17 protein-coding genes and 1 pseudogene are annotated in these 21,564 nt (G+C 61.3%); 7 read left to right on the top strand and 11 right to left on the bottom strand.

What is annotated here, in order from left to right; all coding sequences use genetic code 11:
• Positions 1-7 precede the first annotated feature (7 nt).
• From ACIQAL_RS15985 to ACIQAL_RS15950, 8 genes are all read right to left on the bottom strand, one after another.
• Positions 8-3,136, bottom strand: coding sequence for an error-prone DNA polymerase (locus ACIQAL_RS15985; protein WP_401147016.1), 3,129 nt, complete (start codon positions 3,134-3,136; stop codon positions 8-10).
• Positions 3,112-4,542, bottom strand: a complete 1,431-nt coding sequence (locus ACIQAL_RS15980) for a Y-family DNA polymerase (protein ID WP_401147014.1) — start codon at positions 4,540-4,542, stop codon at positions 3,112-3,114. The genes ACIQAL_RS15985 and ACIQAL_RS15980 overlap by 25 nt, the downstream gene beginning before the upstream one ends.
• Positions 4,543-4,549: 7 nt before the next feature.
• The gene (imuA, locus tag ACIQAL_RS15975) at positions 4,550-5,167 is read right to left on the bottom strand and encodes a translesion DNA synthesis-associated protein ImuA (protein ID WP_401147158.1); all 618 of its coding nucleotides are present in this window, start codon (positions 5,165-5,167) and stop codon (positions 4,550-4,552) included.
• The gene (gene lexA / locus ACIQAL_RS15970; protein WP_401147012.1) at positions 5,167-5,784 is read right to left on the bottom strand and encodes a transcriptional repressor LexA; all 618 of its coding nucleotides are present in this window, start codon (positions 5,782-5,784) and stop codon (positions 5,167-5,169) included. Before lexA ends, imuA begins: the two co-directional genes overlap by 1 nt.
• 109 nt (positions 5,785-5,893) lie before the next feature.
• Positions 5,894-6,694: an isocitrate lyase/phosphoenolpyruvate mutase family protein gene (locus ACIQAL_RS15965; RefSeq protein WP_401147011.1), complete on the bottom strand. Its 801-nt coding sequence runs from the start codon at positions 6,692-6,694 to the stop codon at positions 5,894-5,896.
• Between the two features lie 53 nt (positions 6,695-6,747).
• Complete coding sequence (locus tag ACIQAL_RS15960) at positions 6,748-7,287, bottom strand: methylated-DNA--[protein]-cysteine S-methyltransferase (protein ID WP_401147009.1); 540 nt, start codon at positions 7,285-7,287, stop codon at positions 6,748-6,750.
• 92 nt (positions 7,288-7,379) lie between these two features.
• Entirely contained in the window at positions 7,380-8,060 is a 681-nt protein-coding gene (locus tag ACIQAL_RS15955; protein WP_401147007.1) for a hypothetical protein, read from the bottom strand.
• Positions 8,061-8,273: 213 nt separating this feature from the next.
• Complete coding sequence (locus tag ACIQAL_RS15950) at positions 8,274-9,410, bottom strand: MFS transporter (RefSeq protein ID WP_401147005.1); 1,137 nt, start codon at positions 9,408-9,410, stop codon at positions 8,274-8,276.
• Between the two features lie 298 nt (positions 9,411-9,708).
• Between ACIQAL_RS15950 and ACIQAL_RS15945 the strand changes: the two genes are divergently transcribed.
• The 6 genes from ACIQAL_RS15945 to ACIQAL_RS15920 all read left to right on the top strand — a co-directional run bounded on the left by ACIQAL_RS15945 (position 9,709) and on the right by ACIQAL_RS15920 (position 16,143).
• Positions 9,709-10,695 (top strand): aliphatic sulfonate ABC transporter substrate-binding protein, encoded by a 987-nt coding sequence (locus tag ACIQAL_RS15945; protein ID WP_341964417.1) that lies wholly within the window; start codon positions 9,709-9,711, stop codon positions 10,693-10,695.
• A complete protein-coding gene (locus tag ACIQAL_RS15940; protein WP_401147002.1) occupies positions 10,692-11,528 on the top strand; it encodes an ABC transporter permease in 837 nt (278 codons plus the stop codon). Before ACIQAL_RS15945 ends, ACIQAL_RS15940 begins: the two co-directional genes overlap by 4 nt.
• 368 nt (positions 11,529-11,896) lie before the next feature.
• A complete protein-coding gene (locus ACIQAL_RS15935) occupies positions 11,897-12,880 on the top strand; it encodes a LacI family DNA-binding transcriptional regulator (protein ID WP_401147156.1) in 984 nt (327 codons plus the stop codon).
• Positions 12,881-12,984: 104 nt separating this feature from the next.
• On the top strand, positions 12,985-13,785 hold the full coding sequence (locus ACIQAL_RS15930) for a sugar phosphate isomerase/epimerase family protein (RefSeq protein ID WP_401147000.1): 801 nt from the start codon (positions 12,985-12,987) through the stop codon (positions 13,783-13,785).
• On the top strand, positions 13,778-14,755 hold the full coding sequence (locus ACIQAL_RS15925) for a sugar kinase (protein WP_401146997.1): 978 nt from the start codon (positions 13,778-13,780) through the stop codon (positions 14,753-14,755). Before ACIQAL_RS15930 ends, ACIQAL_RS15925 begins: the two co-directional genes overlap by 8 nt.
• A gap of 71 nt (positions 14,756-14,826) precedes the next feature.
• Positions 14,827-16,143 (top strand): MFS transporter, encoded by a 1,317-nt coding sequence (locus tag ACIQAL_RS15920; protein WP_401146995.1) that lies wholly within the window; start codon positions 14,827-14,829, stop codon positions 16,141-16,143.
• Positions 16,144-16,202: 59 nt separating this feature from the next.
• Here ACIQAL_RS15920 and ACIQAL_RS15915 read toward each other — a convergent pair whose 3' ends face one another.
• Both ACIQAL_RS15915 and ACIQAL_RS15910 read right to left on the bottom strand, forming a co-directional pair.
• Positions 16,203-17,066, bottom strand: coding sequence for a methyl-accepting chemotaxis protein (locus ACIQAL_RS15915; protein ID WP_371928613.1), 864 nt, complete (start codon positions 17,064-17,066; stop codon positions 16,203-16,205).
• Positions 17,061-17,813, bottom strand: a pseudogene (locus ACIQAL_RS15910) (MCP four helix bundle domain-containing protein); the annotation flags it as partial. The gene ACIQAL_RS15915 and the pseudogene ACIQAL_RS15910, both read right to left, overlap by 6 nt.
• Positions 17,814-18,457: 644 nt before the next feature.
• On the opposite strand from ACIQAL_RS15910, the gene ACIQAL_RS15905 reads away from it, so the two are divergent.
• Positions 18,458-18,739, top strand: coding sequence for a DUF1652 domain-containing protein (locus ACIQAL_RS15905; RefSeq protein WP_401147152.1), 282 nt, complete (start codon positions 18,458-18,460; stop codon positions 18,737-18,739).
• Positions 18,740-18,856: 117 nt separating this feature from the next.
• Here ACIQAL_RS15905 and ACIQAL_RS15900 read toward each other — a convergent pair whose 3' ends face one another.
• On the bottom strand, positions 18,857-21,379 hold the full coding sequence (locus ACIQAL_RS15900; RefSeq protein ID WP_401146992.1) for a UvrD-helicase domain-containing protein: 2,523 nt from the start codon (positions 21,377-21,379) through the stop codon (positions 18,857-18,859).
• Positions 21,380-21,564: the final 185 nt, after the last annotated feature.

Genomic DNA, 21,564 nt, shown 5'->3' with positions numbered 1-21,564 from the left:
CGGTCAATCACTTGAAATCGCGACTGCGCACGTCCAGCCCGGTCAGCAGCGGGGTCAGGTCGAAGAGCCGTTGGGCAATGACGTGACGGACGCCCTTCTGATACTCGAACTTGCCGAACACCTGCATCAATTGCGAACCCACCAACACCTTGCGCTGACGTTCGGCCAAGTCGCGCCAGACCACCACATTGATCATGCCGTGTTCGTCTTCCAGCGTGACAAAGGTCACGCCGCTGGCCGTGCCCGGTCGCTGTCGACCGACCACTAATCCGGCGACACTGAATTGCCGTCCGTGCTCTTCATCGAGCAAGTCCTTCGAGCTGCGAAACCGTTTGGCGGCCAGTTTGTTGCGCAGCAGCGACAGCGGGTGCGGCCCCAGCGTCGTGCCGAGGGTGTCGTAATCGGCCATGAGGTCCTGGGCCACGCTCGGCAAAGGCAGTGCGACTTGAGCCTCTTCGCCAAAACAGTCATCGCCAAACAACGGACGCTGCACCTCAACCCCCGCCATCTCCCAACGCGCGCGATGACGATGCCCCACCAGACCGCGCAAGGCCCCGGAATCCGCCAGCGCCGCCCGCGCGCGATTGTCCAGATCGGCACGCACGCAGAGGTCAGTGACGTCCTTGAACTCACGCATGGCGCGCGCCTGCTCGATGCGCCGGGCGTCTTCCTCGCGGAAACCGCGAATCATCCTCAGGCCCATGCGGATCGCCAGGTCTTGGGAGTAGTCTCGGCCTTCCACCGATTCCAGCGAGCAATCCCAGTCGCTGTAGCGAATGTCCACCGGGTGCACGTCGATGTGATGGCGACGGGCGTCCTGTAGCAGTTGATCGGGGCTGTAAAAACCCATCGGCCAGCTGTTGATCAGCGCACAAGTGAAAGCAGCGGGCTCGTGGCATTTGAGCCAGCAACTGGCGTAAGTCAACAAGGCGAAACTGGCGGCGTGGGACTCGGGAAAGCCGTAGCTGCCGAAGCCTTTGATTTGTTCGAAGATGCGATCGATGAAGTCCTTCGTGTACCCCTTCTCGGTCATCCGCTGACTGAGACGGGCATAGTGAGGCTCGAGTCCGCCGTGGCGTTTCCAGGCGGCCATTGAGCGGCGCAACTGATCGGCTTCACCCGCCGTGTAATCCGCCGCGACAATGGCCAGTTGCATGACCTGCTCCTGAAACAGCGGCACGCCGAGGGTGCGCTGGAACACGGCTTTCAGTTCCTCCGAAGGATAGGTCACCGGCTCTTCTTTGTTTCTCCGACGCAAGTACGGGTGCACCATGTCGCCCTGAATCGGTCCCGGCCGGACAATCGCAACCTCGATCACCAGGTCGTAAAACGTCTCCGGCCTGAGCCTCGGCAGCATCGACATCTGCGCCCTGGACTCGATCTGAAACACGCCAATGGTGTCGGCGCGACTGATCATGTCGTAGGTCGGTTTATCCTCGGCGGGAATGCTCGCGATGGTCAGGTCGTAGCCGCGATAACGGGTGACCAGGTCGAACGTGCGGCGCAACGCGCTGAGCATGCCCAACGCCAGAATGTCGACCTTGAGCAGTCCCACCAAGTCCAGATCATCCTTGTCCCATTGAATGATCGTGCGATCCGCCATAGCCGCGTTTTCGACGGGCACCAGGGTTTCCAGCGGCTGTTCGGAAATGACGAAACCGCCGGGGTGCTGAGACAGGTGCCGGGGAAAGCCGATCAGCTCGCCCGCCAGCGTCAGCACCCGGCGCAGGACTGGGCTGTCGGGTTCGAAGCCTGATTCTTTCAGCCGATCGGCGGGCGGCAGGTTGTCGGTCCAGCGTCCGCAGCAATCCGCAAGGGCATTGATCTGATCGGGCGGCAGACCCAGCACGCGCGCCACGTCACGAATGGCGCCGGCGCCGTGGTAGGTGCTGGCGACGGCGGTCAACGCCGCCCGGCCCCGGCCATAACGACGGAAGACGTATTGCAGGACTTCCTCGCGGCGTTCGTGTTCGAAGTCCACGTCGATGTCAGGAGGTTCGTTGCGCTCTTCCGAAATGAACCGGGCGAACAACAACTGGCCCTTGCCTTTGGACGGGTCCAGCTCGGTGATACCCAAGGCGAAACACACGGTCGAGTTGGCGGCAGACCCCCTGCCCTGACACAGAATGGCTTGCTGTCGAGCGAACCTGACGATGTCGTGCACGGTGAGGAAATAGCTCTCGTACTGCTTCTTGGCGATGATCCCCAGTTCATGTTCGATGTTTGTCCGGGCGACCGTAGGGGTGCCTTCAGGCCAACGCTGACGCGCGCCCTCTTCGGTCAAGTGACGTAACCACGTCGTCGGCGTATGCCCTTTGGGCACCAACTCGCGGGGGTATTCATACTTCAGGTCATCAAAATCGAAGGTACAACGCCGCGCGATGACCAGCGTTTCGGCCAGTAACTCCGCAGGAAAGACATCCGCCAACATCGCCCGTGGCCGTAAATGTCGCTCCCCATTGGGAAACAGCCTGTGCCCCGCCTCGGCCACGGTCGTGTGATGCCGGATGGCAGTCATGGTGTCCTGCAACGCCCGACGGCCTCGGGCGTGCATGTGCACATCGCCGCTGGCGACGGCAGGCAGACCGCACTGTTTTGCCAACGACAACAGAGCCGTCAGCCGCTGATGATCGTCCGGCCCGCAATGCAACTGCACACTCAGCCAGAGGTTGTCGGTGAACAGATCGCGCAGCCAGTGACCTTGCTCACGTAAATTCGCGTTTTTTTGCTCAAGGTCCGGCACCCAAAGGGCGAGCAACCCGTTGAGCGGCGACTGAAAGTCCTCCCGCAGCAGGCGATACTCCCCCTTTTTGCTGCGCCTGCGTCCTTGGGTGATCAGCCTGCACAGCGCCTGATACCCCGCGAGATTCTCGGCCAGCAGCACGATTTTCGGCCCATCTTCGAGGGTCATCTCACTGCCGACGATCAATGGCAGGCCGCATTCCTTTGCCGCCTGCCACGCACGCACCGCTCCCGCCAGCGTGCATTCGTCGGTGATGGCCAAGGCCTCGTAGCCATGCAACTTCGCCCGCTCGAACAGCTCTTGAGCGCTGGACGCGCCGCGCTGAAAACTGAAGTTGGACAGACAATGCAGCTCGGCGTACCCGCAGCTCATGCGAACCACCCGTGCAGCCACAGGCCGCCGTCATCGCCCACGCTGCGATAGGCCCAGCCGCGCAGGCCGGTGCGGGTTTCGATCAGGTAATAATCACGGCGGACATCCCCACCGTCCCACCAACCCGACTCGATCCGTTCAGGCCCTGCCAACACCCGCGAGCCGCTGTCTGTCAGGGCTTCGGGCTCACGCAACAGCCAACCGGGGCGAGGCACCGGGTTGAAGCCCACCGCAGGCTTTGTGTGCGACGCGGGTTGCCATGCGCATTCGGGGCGATGGTCGGCGTGAAAGCTCAAGCCGCAGACCGCGTCATCGCCCAATCGCGCCCGCAGCCGCTCCCGCAACTGCTCCCACGGCATGCTTTGCTGAGGGCGATCATCGAACAGTTCGCGATGGGACGGCACGAAGGCCGGTAAGTCTTTGGCCGAAAGCTTGAGTGCCCGAACCGGGGACGGCACGACGATTTGCTCCAATCGCCCCCGGGCCAGCTCGAACAGCATGTTCGCCTCGCGCTCGGCACTGAGCAGGCCCACTGGTATCAACGTGTCCGGGACGGTGCTGCCGACGCTCGGCACATGTTCCAGATGAATGACGAAGCGTTGCACGCCGCTGTCCCGACCGCCGAGAAACAGCGCCAGATCGGCAATCATCCGCTTGAGGGGAAACAACAGCGCCTGATGGGATTCGACGTCGAAGTTCAGCTCGATGCGGGTCTCGAAATGGTCAGGTGGCACATAACATTCCAACGCCATCGGGCGACGCCCGGTCAGGGTGTCCAGGTGTTGCAATACCGTTGCGGGAAAACGCCGCGCCAGGGTGTCGCGAGGCAAGGCCAGCACCTGTCGCAAGTGGTGCAGTCCCATGCGCCCTAACGCGTTGGCCACGTCTTGGGACAGCCCGAGGCGATTGACCGGCATCCGTTGCAGCACGTCTTGCAGCGTCTCATTGTCGGTGACGGCCAGACCGTCGTGGGCATTGGCCAACATCCTCGCCGCCAAAGGGTTCGGTGCAACAACGATGCGATGACTGAACCCCATGGCGGTCAGATCCTGGCGCAATCGCGCCTCGAACACCGGCCATGGGCCGAACAGTCCAAAGCTCGACTCGACTTCCATCAGCAACACGCGGGGGTATTTCAGGCTGACCTGGGAACTGAAGCGGTAGGCCCAGGCCGCAAGCAGACGGTGCCAGTGTTCGGTCTGCTTCGGGTCGTACTCCACCGTGTCGAAGCCACGGCTCATGGCGTGGGCGGCGGTCAACGTCTGTCCGGGACGCAACCCCAGATCACGGGCGGCGGCGTTCACCGTTTGCAACACACGGCGTTGAGCGGGACCGCTGATCAGGGCCAGCGGCTTCTCAGGTTCGGCGCGACGACGCATGACGCCGTCCAGTGCCAGTTGCGGCAGCAGGACACAGGCCCAGAGCATGGAAACCTCAAGCGTCAGTGGTGAACGGGATGGGCGATGACGGGGCCAGGCCGCCTCGGCACTTCAACACCCGCAGCTGCCGGGGGCGCACATCGATGGCGATGCGCAGGGCCGCAGGCGAAGGGTTGGCGGCGGCTTGCTGACCACGGCAGGCGAACGCGAGGGTTTCACCCGTCTCCGCTGCCACTTGCAAACGACGCAAGGCGCGGTCATCGACCTTGCCCGGCCACGCCAGCACTGCCCCGCAACTGCCGGAGCGCAGGCATTGCTCCACCGCCCATAAGGCATCGGTGTCGCTGGCTTGAATGATCGACAGCTGACGCAGATCGACCCCCGCCGATTGCCAGGCCTGGGGATACGGCACGAAAGGCGGCGCCACCAGCACGATGCGTTCGCCCGCGTTGGCCAGGCGCGCCAGGGTCGGCCATAGCAGGCGCAACTCACCGCTGCCATTGGCAGGGATCAGGATTTCCGTGAGTGCCGCCGGGGGCCAGCCGCCAATGGGCAACGCAGCGTCGAGCAACGGGTGGCCTGTGGGTTGCGCCGCGACTGGCTGGACCTGCGCCCGCCCTTTCCAGACCCGACGCTCGTCCAGCAGCGCGTCAAGGCTGACCACCGCGCCCATCATTCCCGGCGCACCAGGCCGCAGAACACACCTTCGATGGCGAAGTCCTGATCGGGACGCACAACAATCGGCGCATAGGCCGGGTTGCGGGGCAACAGGCGGAGCGTGTCATCGCCCCGCTCTAGCCGTTTGATTGTCACTTCGCCATCGAGTCGGGCCACGACGATCTGTCCGTCCCGTGCGTCGGCGCTTTGCAGAATGCCCACCAGATCGCCGTCGAAAATGCCGTCTTCGATCATCGAATCGCCTGTCACCCGCAACAGGTAATCCGGCACACGCAGAAAGGTGCGGCTGTCGAGGGCAAAGGTGTCGGGGTTATCGAGGTCGGGGCCGATGGGCGCACCTGCGGCCACCCGACCCAATACCGGTATTTGCAGCATTTGAACGCGGGGTGTCGCGTCGATCAGGCGAATACCACGGGCCTGATTGGCGGTGACTTCGATAAAGCCAGCTTCGGTCAACGCCACGATATGTTTGCGCGCGACGCTGCGAGACGCGAATCCAAACGCTTCGGAGATTTCTGCCAGGCTCGGCGGTTGGCCATTGTCGGCGATGCGATCACGGATAAACGTCAGGATGGCAGCGCGTCGGGGAGATAAGTTCGTCATGGAGTACATTTGTACTCCACAAGAGAAACATATGCCAGCGCCGTTTATCGGTGGATGAAAGGTCGATCAACCGATGAGGAGTCGAAGCGCCAGGGAATGGCGCTTCTGAGGGAAAACATTACTCAAACCACCCCTGAATCTGCGGGTAACTGAGTGTGCTATGGGTCACCGGTTCCGAACGCCCCTTCCCGAGGAAATCACGCCCCAATTGCTCGGCCAGACTCAACACGGTGATCGCCACACTGGAACCGGCGCTCAAGCGATGCACGCCCAGTTTCGCCAAGCCTTCCGCATCCGGCAGACCCGGCCGGGCCAGCACGTTGACCGGCAGGTTGACGCCCTGAACGATGCGCTTGATCGCATCGACATCGACCACCGCCGCAGCGAACAGGCCGTCGGCGCCGGCTTTTTCATACAGCTGGCCGCGTTTAAGGGTTTCCTCGATCTTCTGATCATCGGGCACCAGATTCGCCAGGTACACATCGGTACGGGCGTTGATGAACACGTCCAGCCCATTATTGGAGGCCATGCGTTTGATCGCTTCGATCTTGCGCGCCAGCAATTCAGGTACGTCCGGACCGTCTTCAATGTTGATGCCTACGGCGCCGACTTCCAGCACGCGCTTGACGTTTTCGGCGACCGTCTTTGGATCGTCCGAATAGCCGTGCTCGAAATCCACCGACAGCGGCACCTTGACCACCCGCGCGATGTTGGCGGCGGCCTGGATGGCTGCCTCCAGCGGAAACACACGCCCATCGGCATACCCCTGTGCCCAGGCCACGCCCGCGCTGGTGGTGGCGATGGCTTTGGCACCGAGGCTTTCAAACAGCAGCGCACTCACGGCGTCCCAGGCATTGGGCAGGCGCAGCACGGTGGATTGGTGGTGCAGGTCACGGAACGTCTTGGCAGAGGCAGGCATGTTCAACTCCATGTGAAGGTGACGGGTAAAACACTGTTGAAGGGCGCTTGAGTCTAGAACAGCGATGCTTGGGCGGAGGCCATCTCGTCGCGGTTCTTTTTCGAGGATTTCGGCATCCCGCCTTCAAGGGTCAGCAACAGCTCTTTGGCCGCCAGGCCACCGGCAAATCCGGTGAGCGCGCCAGAACTGCCGATCACCCGATGGCACGGCGCAACGATAGAAATCGGGTTCTTGCCATTGGCCGCCCCGACCGCACGCACGGCAGCGGGGTTGCCGATTTCGATGGCGATTTGCAGGTAGCTGCGGGTCTCGCCGAACGGAATCGCCAGCAAGGCGTGCCAGACTTTTTTCTGGAAATCAGTGCCGTGAAGATCCAGCGGCAGGTCGAAACGGTTACGCGTTCCCGCGAAATATTCCGCCAGTTGCTGTTCGGCCTGATCAAGGATTTCGCTGTGGGGGGCTTCGGTCATGGGCCCCAGCAGGACGCGATTAGGGCGGTCGTTTTCCCAAAGAATCGCGGCCAACGCCGCACCCTTGGCCACCAGTTTCAACTGGCCGACGGGGGAATCGATGAAGCGATAAGTGAAGTTCATGGAAGGCTCCTCGTCTTTCGCACTGCGCCCATAGTAACCGGGTGTGCGATGAGGACCATCCAGATCTTGCGGTCAGATTCGCGACAGGAACTTCACGTCGGGCACCCCACCGCGCCGTCATTCAGGTTCTGCTTGTAGTTCTCATACTGCAACGTCGCCTTGCCGTTGTTCCACTTCAGGGTCAGCACCAGGACGGAGTCAAAGTCGTCGCCCATCCAGTCCTTGACGAGTTTGAGGTCCTGGCCGGAGGCCTCTTCGGCGACTTTGTTGATCAGTTCGGGCAGGTAGCCGTGGGACCAGGCGGTGTAGATGGTGGCGTCGTGGTATTTATCGCGCATCAGCTCATCGGCGAGGTCGCTGGTGTCGTTGGCGGCGAAGTCGATGTTGATGGGCAGCCCGAGTTTGATCGCGCTCGGACCGACCGTCATCAAAGGGCGCAAGTAGCTGTAGGAATGATCACCCTCGCCTTCTTCGACGTGACGGCTGGGGTTGGCGGCGAAGATGAAGTCCGCTTTGCCGAAGGTATCTGGCAATACAGTAGAGAGGTCGATGGCACGATTCAGCCCCTGGCAGTTCAATTGGCCAAGGCCCATGTCAGGCTTTTCCGCGTGGCGCAGGAACACCAGCGTCTGGGTGCCGTTCTTCGATTCTGCGTGGACGCCCCTGCCGACGGTAAACCAGAACACCGCCGAGCAGATCAGCAGGATCGGCAGCAAGAAATAGGCGATGCGTTGCAGGGCTGACGAGGTAACCGGGGTTTTGAAAAAGGTCATGATGGCCTGGATTCTTGTGATGCGTGAAGGGCTGAGCGCCCTGAGCAACGTCCCTGTGAACTGGCATTTCGCTAGCGAATGCAGGCTAACGAAGCTTTATGTCCGTATGAAGAATGACCATCTGATAGGAAATGACCTCAGAGGTTGCATGCAAGCCTCTGATTTACCGGACCAATCGCTGAACGGTATGTAATAGGATGTTTCGAAATCCCTTCATGCGGGTACTTCGCGAACCCGATATCGGCTGCACACCACGGCGCTGACCACCACCGCCAACCCCGCCAGGCTGTAGACCCAAGACGGCGAGGCGATGGGCAGCAACACCCCGGCCAGCAAAGGCCCGACGCCCGCACCGACGTCACGCCAGACCGCATTTCCGGCCAGCGCCTGCACGCGCCCTACCCCCGGATTGCGTTCAGCCACCAACGTGGTGACCAGCGGCAATTGCAGCGCACGCAAGATCAGCACACCGCCCGCACCGATGATGAGCCAGTGAAAGCCGAAGGCCGTCAACGCCAGGGTCGTTAGCGCCGAGAACACCACGAGCATGCGCACAGCCCCGTAACTCGCGGCGGCGCGACCACCCAAAGGACTCAGGAGCATTTCCGAGACGTAACGCAACGCCAGCAGCACCCCGGCGATGAACACCGCGTTGCCGCCCAGCACCGATTGCGCCTGCAACGACAGGCCGAAGATGAACAGCCCGTCCAGCGCGACGCCTTCGATGAAGGACCACATGGCCACGCTGTCCGGCGCCTTGAAGCGACGCCCGCCCGCCGTCGGCATTGCGTGAGGGACGCTTGGCAGCCCTCGGGCGATGAAGAGACCGATGAGGGAGAAGAAGGCGAGTATCAGGAAGATCACGCGGGGACCGAAATACATGCTCACCAATGCACCGAGGGGCAGCGCCAGCATCGGGCCGATGGCAATGATCGCGCGTGAAGTGCCCGACCGGCGGGCCGCGCCGGCGGGTTCGGAGGTCGCGAGGGCTTGGGTGGACAGGTTCAACGCTGCGTACGCCAATCCCCAGCCCAGCCGCAGAATCAGCAGCCACCAGAAACCGGTGATGACCGAGTTGCCGACGGCGCAGACCATCGACACCAGTGAGGCCAAGGTCAGCGCCGCCCGGTCGCCGCGCTGTGCGTAGAAGCGCACGACGTAGCCATAGCCGAAGATCCGCACCAGCCTGTTGGCCGCCAGCAGCACCCCCGCTTCGGCGAGGCTGATGCCAAAGGCGTCGGCGTTCATGGGCATCAGCAGGTACAACAGGACATCGCTGGGCAGGCACAGGCTGAGAACGGTCGCCGAACGGCGTGACGCAGCATCGGCATCTCGGGCAGGGACAGACATGCGCAGAAAAGTCCTGTAACACAATTGAAAAAAGCCAGCATGCAGATCACGCCGAAGACTGACAACTGTTTAATGCAGATATTTCACGCAGTGTTTCTTGGGCAACACCGCTTCAGCAGACTGTTGATGGAGCAACTGCATCTACGCCCTCTTGCTCCCCGTCGCCCCGCGCTGGCCCGCACATGAATTCATGGCACAGAGCCTGCATTATTCCATTTACGCAGGCTGACTCGCGCTGACTGCCGTTTTCGACATAAGCAGCCCCGTGCAGCTTCAAACCCTTCGACTGGACTTGATCATGACCGCGTTCCCTCGCCTGCCCACTTCCCTGAAACTCCTGGCCGGTGCCTTGGCACTGACCCTGCAACCCTTCGCCCAAGCCGCCGAAGCGCCGCCGGCCGAGGTGCATCTGGATTACGCCTACTACTCGCCGGTAAGCCTGGTGCTCAAACATTTCGGCTGGCTGGAGAAAGCCCTGCCGAACACCAAGGTCAGTTGGGTGTTCAGCCAGGGCAGCAACCGCTCGCTGGAATATTTGAACAGCGGTGGCGTTGATTTCGCCTCGTCGGCCAGCCTGTCCGCTGTGTTGGCCCGTGCCAACGGCAGCCCGATCAAATCGGTCTACGTCTACAGCCGCGCCGAGTGGACCGCGCTGGTGGTGCGCAAGGATTCGACGCTTAAAACCGTCGCCGACCTCAAAGGCAAGAAAATCGCCGCCACCAAAGGCACCGACCCGTACCTATTCACCTTGCGCGCGCTGCAACAGGCGAAGCTGACCAAAGACGACGTGGAGCTGCTGCACCTGCAACACCCGGACGGCCGCATTGCGCTGGAAAAAGGCGACGTCGACGCGTGGGCGGGTCTCGATCCGCACATGGCCGCCAGCGAAATTCAGGCGGGTTCGCGCCTGCTGTATCGCAACAAGGACTTCAACAGCTACGGCGTGGTCAGCGTGACCGAGACGTACGCCAAAGAGCATCCGGAGGCGATCAAGACCGTGTTGAGCGCCTACGAGCAGGCCCGAGAATGGTCGCTGAAAAATCCGGAAGAGCTGGCGAAATTGCTGGCCACCGAATCCGGCCTGCCACTGGACGTCGCCAAGCTGCAACTGACCCGTACCGACATCAGCAGCCCGCAATTGACCGATAAAGACGTGACCGCCTCCAAAGCCGCCGCGCCGATTCTGGTGTCGGAAGAACTGGTGCGCAAAGGCACGAATGTCGATCAGGTCATCGATCAGTTGATTGACCCGACCTTCGGCAAAGCCGTCGTCGCCAAGCCATGAGCAGCTCCCGCGTCGAATCGCTGAACGCCGAAGCCGACACTCCGGTTGACGCCGCCGCGCCCACGCCCAGCCGCTGGCGCGGGCGTCTCAAAGGGCTGGTGGTGCCGGTGGCGATTCTGGTGCTGCTGGAAATCGTCGTTCGCATCGGCTGGGTTCACTCGTACCAGATGCCCGCGCCCAGCGAGATTTTCACCACGCTGACCGACCTCGCCAACGGCGCCTTGTGGAAACACATCAGCGCCAGCCTTCTGCGGGTATTGAGCGGGTTCGGCATCGGCGCGGGCCTGGCCCTGCTGTTTGCCGCGTGGGTCGGGTTGAGTCGGGAGGCCGAAGCCTATCTGGAACCCACGTTCGCGGGTTTGCGCTCGATCCCGAGCCTGGCGTGGGTGCCGCTATTGCTGCTGTGGCTGGGCATCGGCGAGACCTCGAAAATCGTGCTGATCGCCATCGGCGCGTTTTTTCCGGTGTACCTCAACGGCGTCGCGGCGATTCGCGGGATCGATCGCAAACTGGTGGAAGTCGGCAAGATGTATCGTTTCAGCCAGTGGCAGATGATTCTTCACCTGTTTCTCCCCGCTGCCCTGCCCGGCCTGTTCACCGGGCTGCGCTCGGGGTTGAGCCTGGCGTGGATGTTTCTGGTGGCCGCCGAACTGATCGCGGCAACCAAGGGCTTGGGCTATCTGCTCAGCGATGGGCGCGAGACGTCACGGCCTGACATCGTGCTGGCGGCAATTATCGTGCTGGCGCTGCTGGGCAAGATCAGCGATGGCGTGTTGGCGATGCTGGAGAAGCGGTTTCTGGCGTGGCGGGATACGTTCAAGGGGAATGGCTGAACGCGGTATCGCTTCTGCCCGAAGGGCGTAGGAGTTGGCTTGCCTACGAACGGCTGCGCAGCTGTCGTAAAACCCGGCAACGCGTAATGTCTGATACACCGCGTCCACCGGCCTCGCTGTCGCTTCGCAACAGATCGCAGGCAAGCCAGCTCCTACGGCCTTCGGCCAGAATCAAAAGCAGATATCGGCGTGATCACGACGTCGAAGCCCACCTTTCATCCGATCCCGAGTTGACGACACCCCTCGCTTTGGTGTTTCCTGAAACCGGTTTCAGAGCCTCACACGCTCGACAATAAAAGCCTGCTGATAAATCTAATAAGGGTCAGGCCGTGAACAGTATTCCGACACCGACGCGTGCCCGCGTCACCATGAATGACGTCGCCGACATGGCGGGCGTTTCCAAGGCCAGCGTCTCGCGCTTCATTGGCGATGACCGGCAATTGCTGTCCGAGGCCATTGCCCGGCGCATTCAACACGCCATCGACACCCTCGGTTATCGCCCCAACCAGATGGCCCGCGGTTTGAAACGCGGGCGCACTCGCCTGATCGGCATGCTGGTGGCCGACATCCGCAACCCCTATTCCATTGCCGTCATGCACGGTGTCGAAACGGCCTGCCGCAAGCACGGTTACAGCCTGGTGGTGTGCAACACCGACCGCGACGATGAACAGGAGCGCCTGCACCTTGCTGCCCTGCGCTCGTACAACATCGAAGGGCTGATCGTGAACACCCTCGGCCATCATCTGGACGAATTGCGCGAGTTGCACAGTGAATTGCCGATGGTGCTGGTGGACCGCAAGGTCGACCAACTGGAAAGCGATCTGGTCGGGCTCAACAACGTCGATGCCGTCACGCAGGCGCTGGATCACCTGCACCACACCGGCTATCGCGACATCCTGATGATTACCGAACCTCAGGACGGCACCAGTTCGCGTGTCGAACGGGTCGACGCGTTCAAGACGGGCCTTGCCCAACGCAGCGGCTTGCGTGGCCAGGTCTGTGAAACTGGCCCTGCCCTGCGCGATCACCTGCGCGCCTTTCTCGATGATCAGGGGCACGGCCCCAAAGCCTTGTTCACCGGCAACGGCGTCGCAACCCTGAGCACGACCCGTCAGTTGCACGCATTGGGCTGCCACCTGTTCGACGACATCGGCCTGATCGCTCTCGACGAGCTGGACTGGTACCCCCTCGTCGGCAGCGGCATCACCTCCCTCGCCCAACCGACCCACGACATCGGCGTGACGGCGTTCGAGTGCCTGCTCAATCGTCTGCGGGGGGACCAGGAGCCAGTGCGGCTGTACGACTTTCCGGCGCAACTGATCGTGCGCGGTTCGACCCGACAGCGATCCTGACCCTCTTCCTTTATAAGGCAGGCCACCCGCCTGTCCGTTTGAAGAACTTTCTTCGGGCGCCTTCGCTCGAACAAAAATGAAACCGGTTTCAGAGGATAACAATAATGAACCGATTCCCCGTTGCCATCAGCCTGGGCGCCTTCGGTGCCGATGTCGTTCGTGAACGCGGTCAGGCCAGTTTTATCCCACTGCTGGTCGAGGCTGGCGTGACCCGCATGGAGCTTCGCGAAGAGCTGTTCACAGGCCGCGAAGACCTCGTCGCGTTGGGCGAAGCCATTCGCTCGCAAGGGCTGGAGTGTCTGTATTCGGCGCCGCTGGAGCTGTGGCTCGATGGCCAAAACGCGCCCAATCCCGAGCTGGAACCAACCCTGCAACGGGCGACGGCCTGTGGCGCGCCGTGGCTGAAAGTCTCGTTGGGCCACCTGACCGAAGACAGCGACATCGCTGCCCTGGCCGATCGCCTCGCCCGTTACGACGTGCACCTGCTGGTGGAAAACGACCAGACCCCGCAAGGCGGCCGCCTGGACCCCCTCGTCCAGTTCTTCGCCCGGATCGACGCCCTGCAAATGCCCATTGGCATGACTTTCGACATCGGCAACTGGCTGTGGCAGGCGCAATCGGCCAGCGCCGCAGCGCAACAATTGGGCCGTTACGTCGAATACGTGCATTGCAAGGCGGTGTCCCGCAACACAGCCGGCAAGCTGATCGCCGTGCCGCCGCGCCAGACTGACTTGCACCTCTGGGAGCAATTGCTCAAGCACATGCCCCTCGGCCTGCCCCGTGCGGTCGAATACCCGCTGCAAGGCAACGATCTGCTGGACGTCACCCGCACCCAAGTCGATGCCCTTGCCCAATTGGGCCAGCGCCACACGCACACGTCGTCGGAGGCCATGAGCCATGTCTGAGATCGATATCCTTTCCTTCGGCGAAACCATGACCATGCTCGTGGCCGAACAGACCGGCGATCTGGCCGCTGTCCGCCACTTCGAAAAACGCATCGCGGGCGCCGACAGCAACGTCGCCATCGGCCTGTCGCGTCTGGGCTTTAATGTCGCGTGGCTGAGCCGGGTGGGCAATGATTCGATGGGCCGGTTCGTCATCGAGAGCCTGCGACAGGAAGGCGTCGATTGCCGCCACGTCACCGTCGATCCGGCCCACCCCACGGGCTTTCAGTTCAAGTCGCTGGAGCAGGAAGGCGCCGACCCGGTGGTCGAGTATTTCCGTCGGGGCTCGGCGGCCAGTCACCTGTCCGTCAACGACATCGTTCCGACACTGTTGAAGGCGCGGCACCTGCACGCCACGGGCATCCCGGCGGCGTTGTCGGCCACCTGCCGCGAACTCTCGCAGACGCTGATGATCCAGATGCGTGAGTCGGGTCGCAGCGTGTCGTTCGACCCCAACCTGCGGCCGTCGCTGTGGTCGAGTCAGGCCGAGATGATCCGTGAGGTCAATCACCTTGCCAGCCTTGCCGACTGGGTCATGCCCGGACTGGCCGAAGGCGAGTTGCTGACCGGTCGCGACACCCCGGCGGACATCGCGCAGTTCTATCTCGACAAGGGTGTGGAAGCGGTGGTGATCAAACTGGGCGCGAAAGGCGCTTACTACCGGACCCAACTGGGTCAGGCCTTCGTGCCCGGCGTGCCGGTGCCTCAAGTGATCGACACCGTGGGCGCTGGCGATGGCTTCGCGGTCGGGGTGATCAGCGCGTTGCTGGAAAACCTCGACTTCGCTCAGGCCACCGCGCGGGGCAACTGGATCGGCGCCCAGGCCGTGCAGAGCCGAGGCGACATGGAGGGCCTGCCGACTCGCGCCGCCCTGCAAGCCGCCGAATCAACAGCCGAATCAACAAACGCACCACGACGACAGACCGCGTGACACCCGTTTTTACCCGAACCGCCATTCCCATCACCTGCTGCGACAAGAACAACACCCTCAGGGAGCTTGACATGGAAAAGCTACTCGACACCGTGAAACACGCAGGCCTCAAACGCCGCTGGCTGCTGATCATGCCGATCGTGTTCATCACCTACAGCCTCGCCTATCTGGACCGCGCCAACTATGGTTTCGCCGCCGCCTCGGGCATGGCCGAAGACCTGCACATCACCCCCGGCATGTCGTCGTTGCTGGGGGCGCTGTTCTTCCTCGGTTACTTCTTCTTTCAAGTGCCGGGGGCGATCTACGCGCAAAAGAAGAGCGTGAAGAAGCTCATCTTCGTCAGCCTGATTCTCTGGGGTGGCCTGGCAACCCTGACCGGCATCGTCTCCAACGCCTACATGCTGATCGGCATCCGCTTCATGCTCGGCGTGGTAGAAGCGGCGGTCATGCCCGCCATGCTGGTGTACCTCTGTTACTGGTTCACCAAGGCCGAGCGCTCGCGGGCCAACACCGTGCTGATCCTTGGCAACCCGGTGACCATGCTGTGGATGTCGGTGGTGTCGGGTTATCTGGTGGCACATTTCAGCTGGCGCTGGATGTTTATCGTCGAGGGCTTGCCTGCGGTGATCTGGGCGTTCATCTGGTGGCGTCTGGTGGACGAACGTCCGACCCAGGCCAAGTGGCTGACCGCTGAGGAAAAGAACGAACTGCAAGCGCGTCTGGACGCCGAGCAGGTGGGCATCAAGCCGGTGAAGAACTACGCCGAGGCCTTCCGCTCGCCGAAAGTCCTGTTGCTGGCGGCGCAGTATTTCTGCTGGAGCATCGGCGTGTACGGCTTCGTGCTGTGGCTGCCGACGATCATCAAGAAAGGCATGCAGATGGACATGGTCGAGGCCGGCTGGCTGTCGGCCCTGCCTTATCTGGCGGCGGTGATCGGCATGGTCGTGGTCTCGTGGGCGTCGGACAAGACCCAGAAACGCAAACTGTTCGTTTGGCCGCCCCTGCTACTGGCTGCCATCGCGTTCTACGGCTCCTACGCGCTGGGCACCGAGCATTTCTGGTGGTCGTATTCGCTGCTGGTGATTGCCGGGGCTTGCATGTACGCGCCGTATGGCCCGTTCTTCGCCATTGTTCCGGAAATCCTCCCGGCCAACGTCGCAGGCGGCGCCATGGCCCTGATCAACAGCCTCGGAGCCCTCGGATCGTTCGCCGGTTCGTATCTGGTGGGGTATTTGAACGGCGCGACCGGCACGTTGAGCGCGTCCTACCTGTTCATGAGCGGCGCGTTGCTGGTGTCGGTGGTGCTGACGTTGCTGCTGAAACCCGATAACAGCGTCAAGCCGGTGCGCAGTGAGCCACCCGTTCGTCCTGCAGCGGCGCATCCATAAACCAAACGCAACCTTGTGGGAGCCGGCTTGATACGGGCCGATTCCCACAGAATGCTGCTTCAGATCACAAACCGGGTCACCATCGCTTTCAGATCTACCGCCAGACGCGACAGCTCGTGGCTGGCCGCGCTGGTCTGGTTGGCACCCGCCGCTGTCTGTGCCGCCAGATCGCGGATGTTCACCAGGTTGCGGTCCACTTCCCGCGACACTTGCGCCTGTTCTTCCGAGGCACTGGCGATGACCAGATTGCGTTCGTTGATCTGGCTGATGGCTTCGGTAATGAGTTCCAACGCATCCCCCGCCGAACTCGCCAGGCTCAAGGTGCTGCGGGTGCTGTCGGTGTTGCGGGACATCGACTGCACTGCGTCGCCGGTCCTGGACTGAATCCCGGCCACCATCTGTTCGATTTCCGTGGTCGATTGCGCCGTGCGATGGGCCAACGCCCGCACTTCGTCCGCCACCACCGCAAACCCGCGTCCCGCCTCCCCGGCCCGCGCCGCTTCGATGGCGGCGTTGAGTGCCAGCAAGTTGGTCTGCTCGGCGATTGAACGGATCACGTCAAGCACTTTGCCGATGTCACGGCCCTGCTCTGCCAAGCCTTCGACGAGACCCGTGGTTGCCTGAATCTGCTGGGTCATGTCCTGAATCGACTTGACGGTCTCAACCACGCGATCACGGCCCTGACGCGCCGTCTGGTTCGACTGCTGGGACGCTTCGGACGTGGACACTGCATTGCGCGCCACTTCCTCTACCGCCGCCGTCATTTCGTTCACCGCCGTGGCGGCTTGCTCGATCTCGTTGTTCTGCTGTTGCAGGCCGCGCGAAGACTCCTCGGTGACCGCACTCAGCTCTTCCGCCGCCGACGCCAGCTGGGTGGCCGAGCCTGAGATCAATTCAATGGTTTTGCGCAGGTTCTGCTGCATGGTGCCCAAGGCTTTCAACAGCTGCGCCGGTTCGTCCTTGCCGTCAATCTCGATCGGACGGGTCAAGTCGCCACCGGCAATCTCTTCAGCCACTCGAACCGCTCTGGACAGCGGGTTGACGATACTTTTGGTCAGCAGCCAGGCGAGCAGGACAGTCAATAACACCGCTGCCACAGACACGGAAATAATCCCGACATTGGCACCTTCATACTGTTCTTTTGACACCACTGCGGCTGCAGCAGCCCCTGCTTTATTGATGGCGATAAGTTGGTTGATCTGCACCCCCATCAAATCCGTAGCGTCTTTCATGCGCGTGTTGATCAAGTTGCGCATGTCTTCCATCTTGTCCTGACGCGACAGCTCTAACACCTGGTTCTGCACGTCAAGAAAAGTGGTCAGCGTGGCGTCGAACTGCCGGTATACCGACAACTCCTCACCTTCGGCGGGCAACGCTGCGTAGTTCTTTTTCGCCTCTTGCAACTTGCCGATAAGTTCAGCAATACGGCCATCGGTTTCGCGAAGCGCTGCGGGTTCACGGTTGACCAGCGTGCGGAACGAGGTGATGCGCAGGCGCAGGGTGTTTTCCAGCATGTTGCCCAGATAGCCCACGCTCGGCAGTTGGTTGGATTCCATGTCAGTCGTCGCCTGCCGGATCACGGCCATGCGATTAAGGGAAAAAAAGCCCAGTCCGACCACCAGAACCGCAATGAATGCGAACCCCAGGAATGCGCGTGGCGCGATGTTCATGTTTCTTATCGACATGGGATGTCTCTCTTTAAAGTGCGGCGAAGTGCATCCATGCGACGATCCGGCATTCGGAACTTCACAGTCTTGACTCAAACGGTGACGGACGAAATGCTTCGTGGTGTTTTCAGTGCCCCTAATCTTCTATCGGCACCGGGCCAACATTTATTCAGTCATCTTTAAAATATTTTTACACCGAGTCTGAAGCAGGATCCAAAACTAAAAAGGATGGCCATCATATGTTAAATAAACTTTACACAGACGCTGCTTAGGCAGTGTTTAAAGTTTTATTGACGCCAATTAAGTTGCTCTTATTGAGAACATCACGTCCGAACAGCTCAAAAAGATGGTGTCCATAAGCCTTATATCTGAATATTTATTTAGACTTGGCGAAAATTCCAAAAAGCTATAACGAAACATGAGCTGAATCAAAGAAGCGTAAAGATTCAAACGATGTAGGATTTTTTTCTCATCACTGTAAGAAGTCGGTGCTACCTTTACCTGACTTCTGATCTGTGAATCCTGCCCTCGATCAACGCGGAACACGACAAAGCAGCGAGGTGCTCCGGCACACGAGCTGCGACGTTCTTCGAAGCCGGACGCCAGACCCTGTTTTTCCTGCCCTGCGGAGCTTTGGCATTGCTCGATTGAACGAGGTGGGTCCCATGAATAAAGTCACGTTCCCCAACGCCTGCCAGCTGATGCGCTGGCATTTTCATCCGGTCGGCTTCGAAGCCAACATGGATGCACCCAGCAGCATGGTCGCGCGCCTCTTCGACCGAGCCAGCGGTGAAACGGTGATCGCCATTGCCGGGATACCCTGCGCAACGGTGATGAACGCGATGGACGTGGAACGCATCATCGAAGCCATCGAGCTTGAGCTCGAAACCTTCGTGCCGCAGCAGACGCTTTATCTGCATCAGGCTTGAACACATTCCCGAACATCTCGGGATTACATCTGTGGGCGCGAATTCATTCGCGAATCGATTCGCTCCCACAGTTGAATCAGCGTTCGGCCTCAAACGTCGTGGCGAAGCTGGAATCCGTTAGAGGGATTCGCGTGACGCGTCCGTCGCAACACTTCCCCGTCGATCTTCAAAAAACGTCTTATCCCCGGCAATCCGCGTCGACGCCCTGGACGTGGCCGTCTCGTCGTTGCCCGCCGCGTCGATAAACCAATAGCAATGCCGGACCGCCCGGGTGATCGCCACATAGGCCAGGCGCAGGACCTCGTCTTTTTGCGCGTTGTCGAACGCCTCCAGATCCCCTTCCCGGCCCAGCCCCGCCAACTGATACACCTGATTCTTGTAAGGCGACTGGGTCAGGTGCTGGCAATCCCCGAGCAGGAACACCGCGTCGGCCTGCAAGCCCTTGGAGCTGTGATAGGTCAGTTGCTTGAGACGGCGCTCTTGAGGCGGCAACGCGTAATCGGCGTTAACCACCGCTTGCAACGCCTCCGGCAACTTCGCCCGCTCGCTGCCCTTGCGGTACAGCAGCAGGACGGAATCACCGGCGTTGTAGTGTTCGATCAGGCTGGCGACCAGTTGGTCGTCGTCGCGGTCCAGTACGGTGACCGGCATCAGCGTCTGCTCTGCCCCACTCGCCCTGGCCTTCTTGCCACTGATGGCGGGCGCGGCGCGGACGATGTGCTCAGCCGCATCAATGATGTGCTGGTGGCTGCGGAAGTTGTCGCTGAGCATGACCTTGGTGGTCGACGGCGAGGAAAACTCCTTGGGAAATTCCATGAAGAACTTCGGCGAGCTGCCACGCCAGCCGTAAATCGACTGCCAGTCGTCGCCCACGCACAACAGCGACGAGCGCTGCGCACCCCGGCCGCCGTGCAGCGTGACGCCTCGACTGCGGACTTCCCGCAGGCAGGCGCGAATCCACGACACAATCTGCGGTGACACGTCCTGGAATTCGTCGATCATCAGGTGCGACAGCGGACGTAACCCGTCATCGCTCACCAGCTTCAGGTTCTCGGGCGTTTTCTCGCCGAACAGCGAGAACATGCGGTTGTAGGTCATCACCGGCGGGGTCTGTTCCAGCAGGTGGTCTTCGAAGGCTTTCCAGAACAGGCTCAAGGCCTCGAAAAAGAACCGGTCCGGGTCTTCACTGGAAAAGCTCATCTGCGACACGGCGTCCGGCACGTCCAACCCCAGGTTCTCGATAAAGCCCGCCGCCGCAACGAAACAGTCCAGCAACGGCGCCGCGCTCAGTTCCCCTTTGACCTTGTACTCGAAACCCGGACCCGCCACCGCTGCGCCAGACAGCGACTGCATCATGCCCCGCGACGCGTCATAGTTCTCCAGCCAGATGACGGGTTTGCGGCAAAACGCCTGGAACAGCGTGCGCTTGATCACCCACTCCGCCCACACGGGCAGCTTGGCGTCGGGCCGCCGCAAGTGCTGGTCCTCGCTCGGGTCGAAGCCCAGCACGATCCACGCGTCCAGCTCGGCCGCGTAGCCATGCACATGAAAGGTCAGACCGCTGACTTCCACGGTCTGACGCATCGGCTCGACGCCCTGAATCGGCCATGCGCCCTTGCGAATCCACAGGTCCTCGATGATGTCGCACAATTCTTCGTCGCGCTTTGACGAAAGCCCCATGACCGTGATGCGTTTCTGCACATCGGGGTGGTCCCGGTCCATCTCTTTGAGCTGCAACGAATGCCGGTACAGCGGCGCCATAACCTCACGAAAACGCGGATTCGCAGCGTACAGGTCGCGGTAGCACAGGTTCATCTGCTGCCGTTGCGCGTCATTGATACGCAGGTCAAACGGGTTGCTGTCCTCGCCGTCGTCCAGCCGTTTGCCGAACAGGTCCGCGCTCTGGCTGCTGAGGTTCTCGAACGCCTGCACCTGTTCGAACCCTGGCAGGCTGCGCACCAGCGGCAGGATGCGCGAGTGGAAGGTGCGAACGACGTCGCGAGCCTGGCGTAGAGACAGGTCGTGACCCCACAGGCCCATGACTTCGATCAGTTTGTTGATGAAATCTTTCCGCGACTCGCGGGTGAAGGTCACCACGGTCATGGCGTCCAGTTCGAAGCCCAGGTAGTAATGCAGCAACAGCACCCGCAGCACCAGCGAGGTCGACTTGCCGGCCCCGGCGCCCGCGATGACGTAGGTGGACGGCGTGTCGCTGAAGATCATCTTCCATTGCGCGGCGGTGGGCTGGGCGTGAGGGGGCAGCTTTTCGGCGACATCGGCCTTGATGCGCTTTTTCAGCTCGTTGGTCAGTGGCAGGCGCCAGTCATCGAACAGGTGATCGTCCACCCTTGGCCCGCGATGTTCCAACGGCCGCGTGTCGCGAATCACCAAGACGCGTCGCCCTTCCTCGATGCCGTCCAGATGCCCTTCCGCGTAACCCTCGTTCATGCCCTCGGCGTGGCCATTGAGAAAGCCGTCGGCGTGCCCCTGTTTCCAGGAGGGCACGTGCTGCGCTTCAAGACGTGACAGGCTGCCACCGATCAGGCGGGCCAGCAGGCGTTTGAAGAACGGCAGGCGGTCGGGAATGGTCAGGTCGGGAGGCAGTTCGTGGGGTGGCTCGTCGGGGAAATCGTGCGACACGCGGGCTCCAGCTATTTACGTTGGCGAATAGGCGCCTATGGTCGCCCCATTCGTCATGAAGCTCCAGCGAAATGCTTTGCGGTCATGAGGTTAGCCGATCAAGTGCAGGTAAAAGGCAACATTTGGCTTTCGTTTAATATCGAATTATCTGATCGTTATTACGCAAAACTTACGCTTTTTATCGA

The sequence above is a fragment of the Pseudomonas sp. NPDC088368 genome (assembly GCF_044753445.1).
Classification (GTDB): domain Bacteria; phylum Pseudomonadota; class Gammaproteobacteria; order Pseudomonadales; family Pseudomonadaceae; genus Aquipseudomonas; species Aquipseudomonas bambusae.
Note: the sequence above shows the minus strand (reverse complement) of the source record. Positions and strands in the feature narration are given on the sequence as shown.